A 16,412-nucleotide genomic window follows, 5' to 3' on the forward strand; every position below is an offset into this window, starting at 1 on the left:
AAAGGAAACGGAATAAGTCCCAGGGGTGGGTTTGTGAGTGGGCGAGCAAAGCCATTATGCCGTAGTCTTTTGCTTTTGCCACTGGCTTTGCCCGCAATACATTAGCTGCCTTTTACCGGTTTATCTTGGGAAAAGTTTCTTCTCTACTAACAATAGGTATGGGTTAAGTGTGTATAGTGTCGTGCATTTTGTATTAATATAATGGGGCTCTTAAACATGTTTTAATAGAAATAGTACAACACGATTTAATAGAATTAGTACAGAATAATTTAAGATATGGCTACTGAGTGCAGATTTAGTAATTTTATATTTGTAGTTATTTCATCATTATATGGACGGCGATGAGCTTATCGGACGTTTCATTATGAATGCGTTGAACGCCTAACGGGTTTCAGTGGAGGGCGAAGTTATAGATTCTAAACGCATAGGATAAGTTTATGAATGAAATTTAATTCGTTACATTACTTTTTGATTATTTATGAATGATATATCATTCATATTGATATTTTACTTTATTTCAAACAATTTTGTATATTTGAATGATATTTTACGCATTAATTAAAATTAGCTAACTTATGAATGATATATCATACAATTCGTATAGTGATGCCGCAATTCTTCGTGACATAGGCGAATTCATTAAAGTTAAGAGAGTAGACCAAAATCTGACGCAGGATGAGGTTTCGGACAGGGCAGCAATAAGCCGGTCTACCCTGAGCCTTGCAGAACGCGGCGAAAATATCGCCTTAATAAATCTGCTGAAAATACTACGTGTATTAAATGCTCTGTATGTGTTCGATCAGTTTAAGGTCCAGACACAGATAAGCCCACTGCAGTTAGCTAAGGATGAGGCAAAACGCCGTAAGAGGGCTTCAAAGAATAATTCTCAAACAAATAAAGATGAACCCGGATGGTAAAAACAGCCTTTGTAAAACTGTGGGGTAAAAGAATTGGAGCCGTAGCATGGGATGAAAAGCAGGGACTCGGATTTTTTGAATACGACAAGCCTTTTGTCGACGGAAAACTTGAAGTAGCCCCGGTGAAGATGCCATTGTCTACCCGAGTATATTCCTTTCCGGAATTGCGTAATGCGACCTTTAAAGGACTTCCCGGACTTCTTGCGGACTCTCTGCCGGACAAATATGGTAATGAGTTAATTAATATCTGGCTTGCACGAAACGGACGGCCTGAGAACTCATTAAATCCTGTTGAATTGCTGTGCTTTATTGGCAGCAGAGGTATGGGTGCGCTGGAGTTTGAACCGACTACTTTACCGGCATCAGGCAGTTCCCATTCCATTGAGCTTTCCAGCCTTATTGAAACCACTATGAAATTGCTGGAAAGCAGGGAGAATTTTGAGGCCCATACTGAGCATGAGATGCAGGATGTGCTGCTGGATGTACTGAAGATGGGTACATCTGCCGGCGGTGCCCGCCCTAAGGCAATCATTGCTTATAATGAAGCTACGGGCATGATACGTTCCGGACAGACATTGCAGGATGAAGGCTATGAGCACTGGCTGATAAAATTTGACGGTGTAAACGACTCTCAATTTGGGGTAAGCTATGGATATGGCCGTGTAGAAATGGCCTACTACAAAATGGCAACAGATTCAGGCATCGACATGATGGAGAGCCGATTGATAGAAGAAGAGGGGCGCGCTCATTTTATGACCAAACGATTTGACCGCCGAAACGGTAATCAAAAACTGCATGTACAGACCTTCTGCGCAATGCAGCATTTCGATTTCAACCAGATTTCAAGCTACAGCTATGAGCAGCTATTTCAGACCATGAGGCAGCTCAGGCTTTCTTATGCCGAAGCCGAACAGATGTACCGCCGTATGGTATTCAACGTGTTTGCCAGAAACTGTGACGACCATACCAAAAACTTTGCCTTTTTAATGGAACCGGACGGCAACTGGGAGTTGGCTCCCGCTTACGATGTTTGCCACGCCTACAGGCCCGATAGCGAATGGGTCAGCCAGCACAATCTCAGCATAAATGGGAAAAGGAAAGACTTTATAAAAGAGGACCTGCTACATATTGCCAAACAAAATTCTATCCGGAACCCGGAAGGTATTATCACCGAAGTGATTGAAATCGTGAGCCAATGGCCTAAATATGCATCACAGTTTTCTGTCAATGAAAAATTGGCGAAGGCAATAGATATCACACTTATCAGGGCTATATAAGTAAAGGATTGTTCCAAGTTGAATAATCTGCTTTTACCTGAAATAGGTTTGCCTTGATTTTCTGTTTCATACAGTTCCCTACAAAGGAATGGACTTGCAACAAAAAGTGGGACAATTTTTTTAAGACTTATGCCGCATTTTTAAATTGATAAAATTCTTGTTCTACTTCGTAAGGAGTTTTATACCCCAAAGACGAGTGTAATCGTTTTCTGTTATACCATATTTCAATGTATTCAAAAATACTGGTTTTAGTCTGTTCTATAGTTTTAAAATTATTGTCGTAAATAAGTTCTACTTTTAAGGTTTTAAAGAAAGATTCAGCCACAGAATTATCCCAACAATTCCCTTTTCTACTCATGGATTGGGTTACCAAAGGGTTAGATTTAATAAATGATCTAAAAGCTTTTGAAGCATATTGTATTCCCCTGTCTGAATGAAAAATTAAATCGATTTTTATCTTTCGCTTACCTGTAGCCATTTTCCATGCAGGAATAATGGTTTGATTTGCATACAGACTTTTACTCAATGACCAACCTATTACCTGCCTGTCAAACAAATCGATGATAGTGGTCAGGTACAACCAGCCTTGGTGGGTTGGAATATAAGTAATATCGCTTACCCAAACTGCATTTAACCTACTAGGATTAAATTCTCTGTTAAGCAAATTTTTGCAAACAACATAACTATGATTGGAATCTGTGGTTACTTTAAATTTCTTTTTATGTTTACTAAACCAATGGTTTGCTTTCATAATTTTAGCTACTCGGCGTCTGGATATACAGTACCCTTTACGTTTTAGTTGTGCTGCTATTCTAGTAGAACCATACCGCCGTTTACTCAAAGTCAAATTCCTTTTCAATCAAATCTGAAAGCAAGCTATGTTCCAATACCCTTTTTGATGGACCGCAGGTGTACCACCTATAAAATCCGCTCCTGCTTACTTTAAAAACCTTACACATTTTCTCGATGGAATATAAATGTCTATAACTAGCTATAAATCCATAGATTTCCCATCGCTCTTGGAGAAGATGTGTACGGCCTTTTTTAATATTTCGAGTTCAAGTTTTTTTTCTTTAAGAGCTTTACGTAACCTCTTAATCTCAAGCGTATCATCAGGCATGGGCTTTTCCGGCTTAGGTAAACTAGCTGTTTGGGCTGCCTTGCGCCATTTATAAATCCTTTGGACTTCTATCCCTAATTCGTCTGCTAATTCTTTGATGTTTTCCCGCTGGTAACTTAATCGAACTGCTTGCTCTTTTAATTCTGGACTGTAATAGCGTTTTTTCATAGTTCTAAGATATTTGTTTTATAACAAAAGGTCTTAAATTTTGTGTCCCAATAAAGGTAGCTACTCCAGTATTAGACATGCTATGATTATACCAGAATCCATTACCTCTGAGATATCAGACATATCATTTTATTATAATTATAAAATCTCCTTTATGTTTAAAAGTGTCTTCATTTAAACCAAATTCATAGAAAATTTCACAATACATTCTTACGAATATAAAATAAGATTTCGCTTTTAATCAAGAACTCAAATTAAAGTTTACTTTTACCAAAAATTAACTACTCTTTAACACGCTTATTAAATGAAGAACATCTTACTATTCATCAAAGGTACACTCATTTGCAGCAGCCTAAATGCCCAAGATATTCTATGGGAGAAATCCTATGGAGGTAAACATGCCGATTACTTATTAGATGCACAGCCAACTGCGGATTATGGCTTTATACTTGCCGGGGCATCCCTATCCAAAAAGACAGGCAATAAAACTGAAGACAATCAGGGGAACCTCGATTATTGGATATGGAAAATGGATGAAGAAGGCAATGAAGACTGGCAAAAGAATTTTGGTGGTAGCGGTGCAGATATCCTTTATTCTATTAAGAATACGCATGATGGGGGCTTTATTCTTGCGGGGACATCTGATTCATCGGTAAGTGGGTGTAAAAAAGACCTGTGCCGTGGTCGCGAAGACATCTGGATATTAAAATTGAATGCTAAAGGTAGTGAAGAGTGGCAACGCACGATAGGAGGCCCCGGACAGGATTTAGTAAAGAATATCGCCCAGACAATTGATGGCGGATATATTGTTGGTGGCTCCTCATCTTCAGACATCAGTCCCGAGATACTGAAAGGCGGCATTGACAAATACGGCAAAAACGAAAAGAACCGAGGTAACTTGGATTACTGGATCATCAAGCTTGATGAAGTAGGCGAGGTCGAATGGCAAAAAACTTTGGGAGGAAATTATGTAGACCGTCTTGAAAGCATCCAGCAGACTAAAGACGGAGGTTATATTGTGGGAGGCTATTCTAACTCTCCCGGCAGTTATGATAAAGAATTCGAAGGCTACGGTGATGGCGACTACTGGATCATAAAGCTTAATAAAAGGGGTGACACCCAATGGCAAAAAGTACTTGGTGGTGAACAGGACGATCATATTGCTGCCATCATTCAACTAAAAGAAGGCGGTTATATAGCAGGAGGTAATTCAATATCCCAAACGTCGGGTAACAAAACTAAGTATAATAAACAAGGAACCGATTTCTGGGTAATAAAATTGGACGAAAAAGGAGGTGTACTATGGCAGGAAACCTACAATACCAGCCATACCGACATCCTTACATCTCTTGTGGAAAATGATGACGGTACATTACTTTTAGGAGGTTATGCGCAAAGTGAGATTTTTGGCGACACTAAAAGAAAAACAGATAAAAAGGACATCAATGATTATATTGCCCTAAAAATTTCTGCTGATGGCGAAGAGATTTGGAAAGGAGTTGTGGGTAGTAAAGGTGAAGACATCCTTAAGAGGCTTACTGAAACGCGTGATGGTGGATATCTTTTGTCCGGTACATCAAAAGGTGAGATATCGCGCGACCGTAATTCCGCAAAGGGGCAACAGGATTTTTGGGTAGTAAAACTGGAAGATAAAGAAAAAAAGAAAAATGAAGAAAAGGTTATAATTGAAGCTATACCCAATCCGGCTAGGCCCTTTACCAATATAATTGTGGGATTTGAATTTACCAGCGGGACAGCTTCCGTGTTTGACCTCTCTGGTAAATTACTGCAGACTCTTGATGTAGACAGCCGCACCATTCCGCTCGACTTTACTGACTATCCCACTGGTGTGTATATAGTAGAGGTCAAGACGGATGCGGGTACAAGTTCAGTAAAAGTCTTAAAAGCAAACCACTAAATCCATAATGAAATACCTATACGTTACATTATTTGCGTTATATATTCCGCAACTATACGCGCAACGGCTGACTGATATGGTCAATTACCCAAGCACACCACAAACAGCTGCTTTATTTAAAACCATTGCAGCGCCAGTATCCCTCTATACAGGCCAACCTGACATTTCTATTCCATTGTATACAATTTCACAGGATGGTGTAGAAATCCCAGTCAGTTTCTCCTTCAACACAAGCGGAATTATGGTCAATGAAGAAGCCACTCCATTGGGTTTAGGGGTACAACTCAGTTGGGGTGGTTCGATATCAAGGAGTGCGAATGGCAGCCCGGATGAATGGGGCTTCTTCACCAATACTTATAAAATCGGCGACCTAAAACAGGAGTTGCCAAAGAATTACAATAATACCAGTAGCCTCACTTGCTTTCCATATTGTAGTAATAGTACAAGTCTGTCAACCTTGGCTCAGCGAATCTATATGTACAATCAGGCAAATATTTACAGTGATCCTTTTTCGTCCCCACCGACTACCGGGGATAAGGATTTTAGGCCAGATGATTTTCATTATTCCTTTTTAGGTAAAAGCGGGCTTTTCAAATACAATCAGTTCGATGGAAAATTCGTCACGTATCCGCTTGATGACATCCTCATACAAAAAACAACATCGCTTTTCTCGATAGACAAGTTCGAACTCACAGATGACCAAGGAGTAAAGGTGGCATTTGGTGATGGAGCAAAAGAATTTGTTAGAAAAAGTAGCATATCAGGCGGTTACACTCAAAGCTGGTTCGTAAAAAATGTCACCACTATTAAAAACTCAACTATTGAATTTTCATATGTGCCAAATCAATATTATAAAACCGTTCCTAATGACAGCGAACTGCGATTCCCTGCAGCTTTAGGGAACGGGCAACAAGGCGGGGGACAAGAATCTTATTTGCATTATGAAAGCCTAATCAAAACTATTACGTTTGAATCCGGAAAGCTTGATTTTATCTATGTCAATGACCGAACCGATCTGAATAATACGGACCCAAATTCGGGTTTACCCAACGCAGGCCAACCCGCGCCACGGCTAAGCAAAATAGTACTCTATAATAAAAATAACCAACCGGTAAAAACTTTTCAATTTTATCACAGTTATTTCTCAGCCACTTCGTCACTACCTACAGTAGATAAGAACCGCCTCAGGTTAGATTCATTAGCTGTGCAGGATAATGCTGATAATACAGTGGAACGTTATGTATTTGAATACCACACAAACAGTGCACTTCCAACCAAAAGGTCCCATGCAAGAGATCATTGGGGATATTATAATGGAGCGAATAGTAACTCGCAGGCAATCCCTTCATGCCACGCACCCATCACATTTCCAAGTTCTTTCTACGGTACTAGTTGGAGCGGCTACGATAACTGGCATGATTACTATATGCAAACACTAACCGCTAACCGTTTTGTCAACTCATCATATAACAAGACCTTCACTATTAAAAAAATCAAGTATCCAACCGGAGGCGAACAGGAATATGTGTTTGAGGACAATTACGTGAGATGGTACGAGATTTTTGACAAAATGAAAGACATCTCTAATGACGGATATGATTTTGTAAACCAGCGTATAATGGTACAGGGTTCTACTTTGGCAACCTCCTACCCTTCTCCTAATAACCAGAGCACTACAGAGCGGACCGTATTTGGAAATGAATTTAATGTTGATGATTTTAATGAGACGGTCGAGGGGGAGCCAAACATATTTGTTAGGACAAATTATGTAAGGCCAGAAATAACGCTTTCTCAGTTAAATATGTGGGAATACAGGATAGAGATTGGTTTACAGAGGAAGAATAATGGTGTTTTTAGTAATTATTCATTACTTGCCAACATTAGCAGAACAGACCAAAATCTTACGAATAATCCAACAATCCTCGCGAAGTTACCGTACTTACCAAATGGTCAATATAGGATATATGTAAAAATGATCACACCACCCCAGTATATTATGGACCAGTGGCTTAATTCTAATAACCAAGTGATCAATTATCCCCATCTCACAGTTGCTGGTTTAACCTACCGGAAGAAGAATTTTGCAGATATAAAAGTAGGCGGTTTACGCATTAAGGAAATTATCGAAAGGGACGGTGCAACTGAATACAAAACTTCTTATGAATATACTACATCAGACGGATTTTGTTCAGGTCGAATTAATAATGTGCCTGAATATAAAGAAAATATACTTTTTCACGTCAAACTAAATGATGGCTCGACAAACAATGTTCCGGGATATAGACTAAATTCAGAAGCGGTATTCCCATTATTAAAAACCCAAGGCAGTAATGTTGGCTATATAAACATCATTAAAAAAAACACTGCAAGCGGAAAGGTAATTAAGGAAGAATTCACCTATGCTTTTACGCCAAGTTTGCAATCTGGAAACATGAGGCAATATTTCCAGGAAACAGAGCCCAAGGCATGGCAAAGTGGCAAGTTATTATCACACAGGCAATATGATAACGGTACAATCATAACAGAAGATAGCTACGAATATTTTGGTATGGCTAATGAAACCGACAAAGGCTTTGTGGAGGAGATTAATACCGGCTTAATCAGCTCCTTTCCCTACCAGTATGCCGGTATAAATAATATTGGTGAAATATCGACATTAAAAAGACCGAACCTTCCTTTTCTATATCAAAACTATGGTTTTTATCCGAATCTATATTATTTTGATAATCGTGCAGACGGTGGCATGATAGGTTCAGTATCTAATTTCGTTGTAGCCTATATCAACCCTCCTTTGAAGATTCCCTACTTCAGGTTATATACCGGTTTTGATAAGTTAAAAAGCAAAACCACCGTAAATTATTTTACTACAGGAACTATTACTAGGGTTGAAAATTATTTTTATGATGGGATCGTAAATAATAATTTGGCAGTGACCAGGAAGGAAACTACATTCTCTACAGGTGAACATACAACAACGAAATTATATTATCCACAGGATTTACTAGGAGATCCTTGGATGTCTGATATGATCACGGCAAATCGAGTGGGAAATCCCATTAAAATAGAATCACTTCGAAATGGCACAAAAATTAACGAGGAAAAGTTTGTTTATGCAAAAGATAACACTACAGCAAACCTATTGCTTCCCAAAAATATATATTCGGCTAAATTTCCAAATGACCTTCCTGATCTGGCCAATATAGGCAAGCTTGAGAAAAAGTTAACCTATGAGATATATGATGCCAAAGGCAATCTGGTTCAATACAAACCTCAGGGCGGGATATCAACCACCGTCATATGGTCGTACAACAATACGGTACCTGTTGCTAAGATCGAAAATGCAACTTACAGTACAATTGTTAGCGTGTTAGGTGGTTCTTCAGTGCTGACTGCATTTTGTAATTCAAGTCCGACGGATGCAGCCGTGAATAATTTTCTGAATGTACTTCGCACATCATCATCATTAAATAATGCAATGGTAACAACATACACTTATACACCATTAATAGGAGTAACTTCTGTTACTGACCCAAAAGGTGATGTTGCCTATTATGAATATGATTCGTTCGGCAGGTTAAATTCAGTTAAAGATAAAAATGGCAACCTGCTTATTGAAAATTCCTATAATTACAAGCCATAACCTCATCAAACCATGAAAAAACTACTGTATACTTTTCTGTTATATCCTGTATTGTTGTTAGGGCAAACTCCTACACAAAATTATGTAAAGACATTGGTTTATCATAGTGAGAGTGCAAGTAGTAACCCTAGTAAGGCTAACGCTAGTGTGACATATTACGATGGGCTTGGCCGTCCTATACAACAAGTAGCTAACAAGCAGTCGGGTACAGGTAAAGATATTATTACCCATATCGAGTATGATGCCTTTGGCCGGCAGTCAAGAGATTACCTCCCTTTTGTTGCCTCTACAGAAGATATGACTTTTAATAGTTCGGCCCAGGCTAATGCTGTATCATTTTATAGCACTTCTGCTTTCCAAAACACTACCAATCCCTACAGCGAAAAATTCTTTGACGCTTCACCTATAAACCGTGTAATGAAGCAGAGTGCACCAGGGACTCCCTGGCTTGGAAATGCAGATAATGACAATGACCATACTGTAAAACATGCCTACCTTTCCAACACTGACGAAGATGCGGTTAAAAAACTAAAAGCAAATGCAGGTGAACCAGCCGATGGTGTTTACGGAACTACTTTTATAAATGAAGGGTATTATCCGGGAGGCGAACTTTATAAAAATATTATACAGGACGAAAATAAAAATTCTGCTATTTATATTGGTAACGGGGGAATGCAAAATAAGCTCAATACTGTAGAAGAATATACCGATGACGAAGGACGATTAATTTTAAAAAGAACTTTCTTTAGTGCTGTTGATACCTTTGGCATGTCGGGTGTGGGAAGCATGGACACATATTATATATATGACCAATACGGCAACCTTAGCTATGTTTTACCCCCTAAAGCATTAGGTAGTATAACTAACGCAGATAAACTTAGCTACCAATATAAATATGACTACAAGAACAGGCTTGTTGAAAAAAAACTTCCGGGAAAAGCATGGGAATTTATTGTATACGACCAACTTGACCGTGTAGTTGCCACAGGGCCTGCACTAAATCCGTGGGGTGTTACCACGGGCGCAGCAAGCGGCTGGCTGTTTACACAATATGATGCGTTAGGCCGTGTAGCCTACTCAGGGTGGGTGCCTGAACCACTTGCTTTTACTTCAGGCAGGAGGAACACCCTGCAAAGTTATAATTATCCGACAGCAGTGCCTTCGACAAATGCCACTACAATAGATGGCGTTACAGTTTATTATACCAACCCGGGCACTACCCCAGCAAATATTAAAGCATCACTTAAGCTTTTAACCGTAAATTATTATGATGATTACCGCTTTTTAAATGCACAGACAAAACCTACAAGCACAACCCTTGTTGAAGATGTAAATGTATGGCTTACACCAAAAGGGCTCGCTACGGGAAACTGGACCAGAGCACTTGAAGGATACAGTATCGCCAACGGGGAGAGTACATATACGTTTTACGATAGTAAAAAGGCCAGGATGGTGCGAACCCGGACCACTAATTATCTTGGCGGATACACTCAGGTTGACAACAAACTTGAGTTTAATGGTAGGGTGCAATATACAAAAACAAAACACAAGCGTACGGCAGATACTAATACGGCTGATACTACGGTTACAACACAAGAAGATTTTACGTATACCTCCCAAGAAAGGCTGCTCAGCCACACCCATACTATTGAAGGACAAAATCCGCAGCTTTTGGCGTACAACGCATATAATTCCATAGGCCAGCTCATCAGTAAAAAAGTGGGTAATAATATTAATTCGCCATTACAAATAGTAGACTACGCTTACAACATAAGGGGGTGGCTTACAGGTATAAATAATATAAATAATTTAGCAGCAGCCAATGTTGGCAATCTCCAGCCGCAGGATCTATTTGCATTCAGCATTAATTATAATGGAACTATACAGCAAAACATGAATGGAGCTATTACCCCGCTTTATAACGGCAGTATCGCAGAGACTACCTGGCGTACTGCCAGCGACAATATTTCCCGGCGCTACGGTTATAAATATGACCAGGTAAACCGCCTTTTAGATGCCTATTATCAAATACCGGCATCTACTGTACCTGTCAGGAATTCGTATAACGAGCATTTAAAGTATGATGGCAATGGTAATATAACAAGTCTCGTACGCAATGGTGGCACCGATAGCGCTACACTCGTAAATGAAATTGATAACCTTGCCTACACTTATGATGGAAATATGCTCACAAAGGTGAGCGACAGTAGTGGCAATACAGCAGGTTTTAGCGATATTGACCAAAGTGGTGCTCCAGATTATACATATGATGATTATGCCAATATGAAGACCGATAAGAATAAAAGCATTACATCAATTACTTACAATCACCTTAACTTACCAGTTGTAGTAACTATTAGTGGCAGCACTCCTGCTACAAATAACGGCACAATTTCATACCTTTACAATGCTGCCGGGGTAAAGCTTAGAAAAACGGTTACACCAAATGTTGATACTGCTATGGTTACAGATTATCTCAGTGCTTATCAATACGAAAATGGTATCCTGGAGTTTTTTCCAGTAAGTGAGGGGTATGTTAAAACTACAATAGTTAGCGGTAGTTGCAATTATAATTATGTATTTCACTATAAAGATCACTTGGGCAATAACCGGATAAGTTACACTATAGACCCTGCAGATAATGTTCTTAAGATAATTGAAGAAAACCATTATTATCCTTTTGGGCTTAAGCATGAAGGCTATAGCGCTAACCAGCAAATCATTACCCGCGGTATAACTATACCTATTGTTATTGTTCCAGTTGTAAATACGTTAGATGCAACATATAAGTATAAGTACAACGGCAAGGAACTGCAAGACGAGCTGGGGCTTAACATGTACGACTATGGCGCACGTAATTATGACCCCGCTATCGGAAGGTGGATGAATATTGATCCGCTGGCGGAGGTGAGCAGACGATGGTCGCCTTATAATTATTGTTATGACAACCCTATCAGATTTGTTGACCCTGATGGAATGCAGGCAGTATATGATTGGGAAGCTCACGATGCTGGTAGAAAAGGGGTTTATAAAGACGGTGATAAAGAGGTCTCTTTTGAAGAAGCGTTAACTAGTTATGAAGGGGACAACACAGATGATAATTATGTTTTTGATGAAAAAGGAAATTATGTTAGAACCGACAAAACAGCAGACAAGTTTGATAGAATACAAATTGAGAATAAAAAGACTGGTGAGAATAGATTCTATTCTTTTGCTGATCCAATAAATGATCCTAAAGATATTTCTAGTGGACTCATAAATAAAATTGAGTTTATTTCATATTCTCAAATTTTCAGTATGCTATATAGTGTAGATGCTTTTGATAAAGAAAATGGAAATATGTTTTACTTTGCTAGTAAAAGTAGAGCAGGTCATCCTTTTGACTATGCATATAGCACTTTAATTAATAAATTTGAAAAAGCTGGAAATTCTTTGTTTTTGGCAGATGGAGATTATTATGCTCATAACTTCCAAAATTTCGGAAATTATCTATGGGCTGCAACAGGTTATATTAATGGCTTTGGTTATGCAGAACTTAAAATGGGAGCAAATATCCATAATTATTTCACTAGGGGAGGATATGATACAGATGATGATCAACTTTCAATTGTAGAAGGGGCTTACTATGCAGCTAAACATGACTTAAAAAAATTTTTGCACAAATAATATGAAAAAAATAAATTATATTTTGGTTATATTATTATTTATAGTTGCTTGTAATAAGCAAAAATATAATAATATTAATACATTTATTGATCATTATGATTCATATTGTTTCAGTGAATTTACAGGATATACAATTTTTATCCGTGATAAAACTCTATTTGAAACAGTATATGTTTTATCTGACTATAAATTTGACACAAATAATTTTTATTATGTAATATCTAAAAATAATATTACTAATGGAATCGAAATATTACAATGGAAAAACAAACATAACAAGGATATAAGCAATAAAAAAGCAATAGATATTATAGCAGATTATAATGATTTTAATTTTCCTTACCTTAGTGTTAGTAATAATGGAAACTTTAGTATAAATCCCTTTGAAATTAATATGAAGCCATATTTATTGCATTTAAAGAAATCTATTAATAACGAGACGATAAAAGAAAATTCAAGAATCTACAAGCACTATAGAGGAAACTGGTATCTTATTCAATAAATTTTAAATATGTTTTTACTGTTTACGTATAATATGCAGATGTAGGCTTCCCAACAAATCGGACAGTATAAAATCAATTTATTAACTTTAAAGTAAATACTGTCTTATGAAAAAAAGTAAGTTTAGTGAGAGTCAGATCATCAAGGTTCTCAAAGAAAATGAACAAGGAAGAAGCATTCCCGAGTTAGCTAGAGAATTAGGTATCGATAAGAGTACGATTTATTATTGGCGTAAAAAATATGGAGGAATGGAAACAAGTGAACTCAAACGCCTTAAGGAACTTGAAGAAGAAAATCGTAAATTAAAGCAGATGTATGCCTATGCTAGTTTAGATATTCGTATGCTAAAAGATGTACTGTCAAAAAAGTTCTAAGACCTTCCGATAAAAAACAAAGAGTAGCTTATTTATAGGCTCGCTATCAGGCATCTATACAGCGTTTATGCATACTGATTGGATTAGCACGTTCCATATGGTATTACCAGAGTAAACGAGATGATAGTGCTGTAATAGCTAAGTTAACTGTTTTAGCCAATGAGCTAACTACCCGTGGTTTTGATGAGTATTACCAACGTATCCGTCGAGAAGATCTTAGATGGAACCGTAAACGTGTATTACGAGTCTATCATAGTATGAAGTTACAACTCAGACGTAAACACAAAAAACGAGTTATAAGTAGGGTTAAACATCCTTTAGAAGCTCCTAAAGAATTAACTGAGGTATGGAGTATCGATTTTATGTCGGACGCGTTATGCGATGGCAGAAAAGTGCGTGTTTTAAATATTATAGACGATTGTAACCGAGAAGCATTATCAGTTACTCCTAGCATACATTATCCTGCAAAGAAAGTAGTAGAAGTACTGGAACAACTAGAATAAGAAATAGGTTTACCACAAGCTATAAGATGTGATAATGGACCTGAGTTTATCTCTAAGACATTTAGTAACTGGTGTGAGCGTAAGCTTATAGAGATTCGGTATACGCAACCAGGAAAACCGATGCAAAACGGATTTATAGCACGATTTAATCGCTTTTACAGAGAAGATGTATTAGATGCTTATTGGTTTAACGATCTACACCAATTAACAATTTTAAGTAATCAATGGAAAGAAGACTACAATAACAATTATCCTCATCAATCGTTAGGAAACAAAACTCCTAGAGAATATAAAAGCAGATTTGGGGAAGAATTCTTCCCCAAATCTCAGGATATGAATAAAAATTTGTCGAATTTAGTAATGTCTGAGATTGGGTAAGCCTACAATCAATAAGTTTGAATCGTTTTTGTAAATGTCATATTGACTTCACTTAAAATGTATTTATGATTATCTTTGAATTAAATGAGAATAATGTACTTAATGAATGGTCGTCATCTTGCAGATGGCATTTAAGATATAATACTAGGTTTTTTTCAAAATTTGTGGTGCATTCGTGGTGCAGTAAGTTTTAAAATTTGGAAATCCCAGTATTTACTAGCTGTACAGAGATAGGTTCGAATCCCTTCCTGACAAAAGTAAAGCAACCTTTTTATTATTATTATTATTATTATTAGTAGTAGTATTGGACACCCGGCCAAAACCTGACTGCGAATGCCAAACTGTACCCGGATCACAAATCCTGAATAATTCCTTATTTACGGAGGTAACATTCAAAATCTTGAATGGAACGATGCTGCGTTACAAAAATATGTAATCTTATTTAAGCGCAAAGAACGGACCTTATTACCTCCTAAGAAGAAGCGATCTCTTGAAGTAGCTGAATATATAATTCGGAAACGCTTGGATTCAAAATATACAATATAAATGAATGACAGCTTACAAATGATGCTGGACATGCAAACAGGAAAGACGGAGGAGATTGTCGACTTAGAACGTTTAGCCGATGACTGGATTACAGTCTTTCAGCCCTACTTGGATCAAAAAAGAAAACAACAAAGAAAGAAACGCGTACTCTATTAATCTGCATGAGATAAAAAGGAATCTGCAAAGATTCCTTTAAGTTGTGATATTTTAAATCAGTTCATTGAAAGCTCCATTATTGCGCAAGCTGTAGATGAAAGAGTTGCAGCCTGTATAATAGGAGTTAATACTATATTAGACTAAGGTTCGACTGTAAGCATGTTTTTTAACGCTATAGACATAAGACATAGTTGTAGCAATACTAATACTGTCCCCGTATTCAATCTCTGATAAGTTTGACCAGACTTTCTTTACTGGGCAGCACCGTCGTATACTTGCTTGCAAATATCTGCTGATTGTTTTCAGGCAATGTAAATTCCACAACCGCTTCACTTTTATCCTGACATAGAATAATACCAATGGTTTTATTTTCCTCAGGAAGCCGCATTCTCCTGTCATAGAAATTAACGTACATCTGCATTTGCCCGATATCCTGATGCTTAAGTTCGCCGATTTTTAGGTCAATTAGTACAAAGCACCTAAGGATCCGATTGTAGAACACCAAGTCTATTCTGAAATGCTTTTCGTCAAAACTAATACGTTGTTGTCTTGCAACGAAGGTAAATCCGGTGCCAAGTTCCAACATAAAATGTTCCAGTTTCTCAATAAGTTTCTGTTCTAATTCGCTTTCAGAGTAAGTTGATTGTTCTGGCAGGCCGATAAATTCTAAAATGTAAGGATCCTTTATTGCATCCTGGGGCTTTTGTAATAGTTGGCCTTCTTTGGCTAGCCTTCGAACCTGCGATCCATTTCTGCTCAACGACAGACGTGTATAAAGTGCCGTATTATATTGCCTTTCCAATTCTCTCAGGCTCCAGTTGTTCTTATAAGATTCGATTTCGTAAAAGTTTCTTTCATTTACATCTTCAATACGCATTAATTTTAGATAGTGGGACCAGCTTAACTGGAATTTTCTGAAAGGTTTATTATCTTCCTCAAATTCCGCAGACAGTGTCTGCGCTTTTGAGTATACAAGGTAAAACTGCCGCATCTGCTCCAGATTCCGCTGTGAAAAACCTTTTCCAAAATCTGCCGTTAACTTTATTGACAGCGTTTTTATAAGTTGCTTTCCGTAATCAGCCCGCTCATTGCCATTTTGCTCTTCATGAACTATCATTCGCCCTATCTCGTAATACGTCAAAACCATCGTATGGTTTACCGACTGCACAATCCTGCTCCTTGTTTCAGTAAGTAGTTCAGAGATCCGCTGCGCCAGCTGAGTTGTTGCTGTAGTTTCCATGGCTCTGA

10 protein-coding genes and 1 pseudogene are annotated in these 16,412 nt (G+C 37.9%); 9 read left to right on the plus strand and 2 right to left on the minus strand.

Annotated elements, in window-relative coordinates:
• Positions 1-575 precede the first annotated feature (575 nt).
• Positions 576-917, plus strand: coding sequence for a helix-turn-helix domain-containing protein (locus ABS766_RS13965; protein ID WP_408085813.1), 342 nt, complete (start codon positions 576-578; stop codon positions 915-917).
• A complete protein-coding gene (locus ABS766_RS13970) occupies positions 911-2,194 on the plus strand; it encodes a type II toxin-antitoxin system HipA family toxin (protein ID WP_408085814.1) in 1,284 nt (427 codons plus the stop codon). The genes ABS766_RS13965 and ABS766_RS13970 overlap by 7 nt, the downstream gene beginning before the upstream one ends.
• 127 nt (positions 2,195-2,321) lie before the next feature.
• Here the strand turns inward: ABS766_RS13970 and ABS766_RS13975 are convergent.
• Positions 2,322-3,482: pseudogene (locus tag ABS766_RS13975) on the minus strand (IS3 family transposase).
• 304 nt (positions 3,483-3,786) lie between these two features.
• Here ABS766_RS13975 and ABS766_RS13980 point away from each other — a divergent pair.
• The 7 genes from ABS766_RS13980 (at position 3,787) to ABS766_RS14010 (ending at position 15,164) form a co-directional block, all read left to right on the plus strand.
• Positions 3,787-5,400: a T9SS type A sorting domain-containing protein gene (locus tag ABS766_RS13980; RefSeq protein WP_408085815.1), complete on the plus strand. Its 1,614-nt coding sequence runs from the start codon at positions 3,787-3,789 to the stop codon at positions 5,398-5,400.
• Between the two features lie 7 nt (positions 5,401-5,407).
• Positions 5,408-9,040, plus strand: coding sequence for an RHS repeat protein (locus ABS766_RS13985; RefSeq protein WP_408085816.1), 3,633 nt, complete (start codon positions 5,408-5,410; stop codon positions 9,038-9,040).
• Between the two features lie 12 nt (positions 9,041-9,052).
• Complete coding sequence (locus ABS766_RS13990) at positions 9,053-12,706, plus strand: DUF6443 domain-containing protein (RefSeq protein ID WP_408085817.1); 3,654 nt, start codon at positions 9,053-9,055, stop codon at positions 12,704-12,706.
• Between the two features lies 1 nt (position 12,707).
• Entirely contained in the window at positions 12,708-13,208 is a 501-nt protein-coding gene (locus ABS766_RS13995; RefSeq protein ID WP_408085818.1) for a hypothetical protein, read from the plus strand.
• A gap of 106 nt (positions 13,209-13,314) precedes the next feature.
• A complete protein-coding gene (locus tag ABS766_RS14000) occupies positions 13,315-13,581 on the plus strand; it encodes a transposase (RefSeq protein WP_408085819.1) in 267 nt (88 codons plus the stop codon).
• Positions 13,582-14,177: 596 nt separating this feature from the next.
• Entirely contained in the window at positions 14,178-14,462 is a 285-nt protein-coding gene (locus ABS766_RS14005; RefSeq protein WP_408085869.1) for an integrase core domain-containing protein, read from the plus strand.
• 546 nt (positions 14,463-15,008) lie between these two features.
• Positions 15,009-15,164 carry a hypothetical protein gene (locus ABS766_RS14010; RefSeq protein WP_408085820.1) on the plus strand — a complete coding sequence of 52 codons (156 nt, stop codon included), beginning with the start codon at positions 15,009-15,011 and terminating at the stop codon, positions 15,162-15,164.
• A 220-nt stretch (positions 15,165-15,384) separates the two neighbouring features.
• On the opposite strand, the gene ABS766_RS14015 is transcribed toward ABS766_RS14010, so the two are convergent.
• Positions 15,385-16,404 carry a PDDEXK nuclease domain-containing protein gene (locus ABS766_RS14015; RefSeq protein WP_408085821.1) on the minus strand — a complete coding sequence of 340 codons (1,020 nt, stop codon included), beginning with the start codon at positions 16,402-16,404 and terminating at the stop codon, positions 15,385-15,387.
• Between the last annotated feature and the right edge of the window lie 8 nt (positions 16,405-16,412).

Source organism: Flavobacterium rhizosphaerae (assembly GCF_046000445.1).
Lineage (GTDB): Bacteria > Bacteroidota > Bacteroidia > Flavobacteriales > Flavobacteriaceae > Flavobacterium > Flavobacterium rhizosphaerae.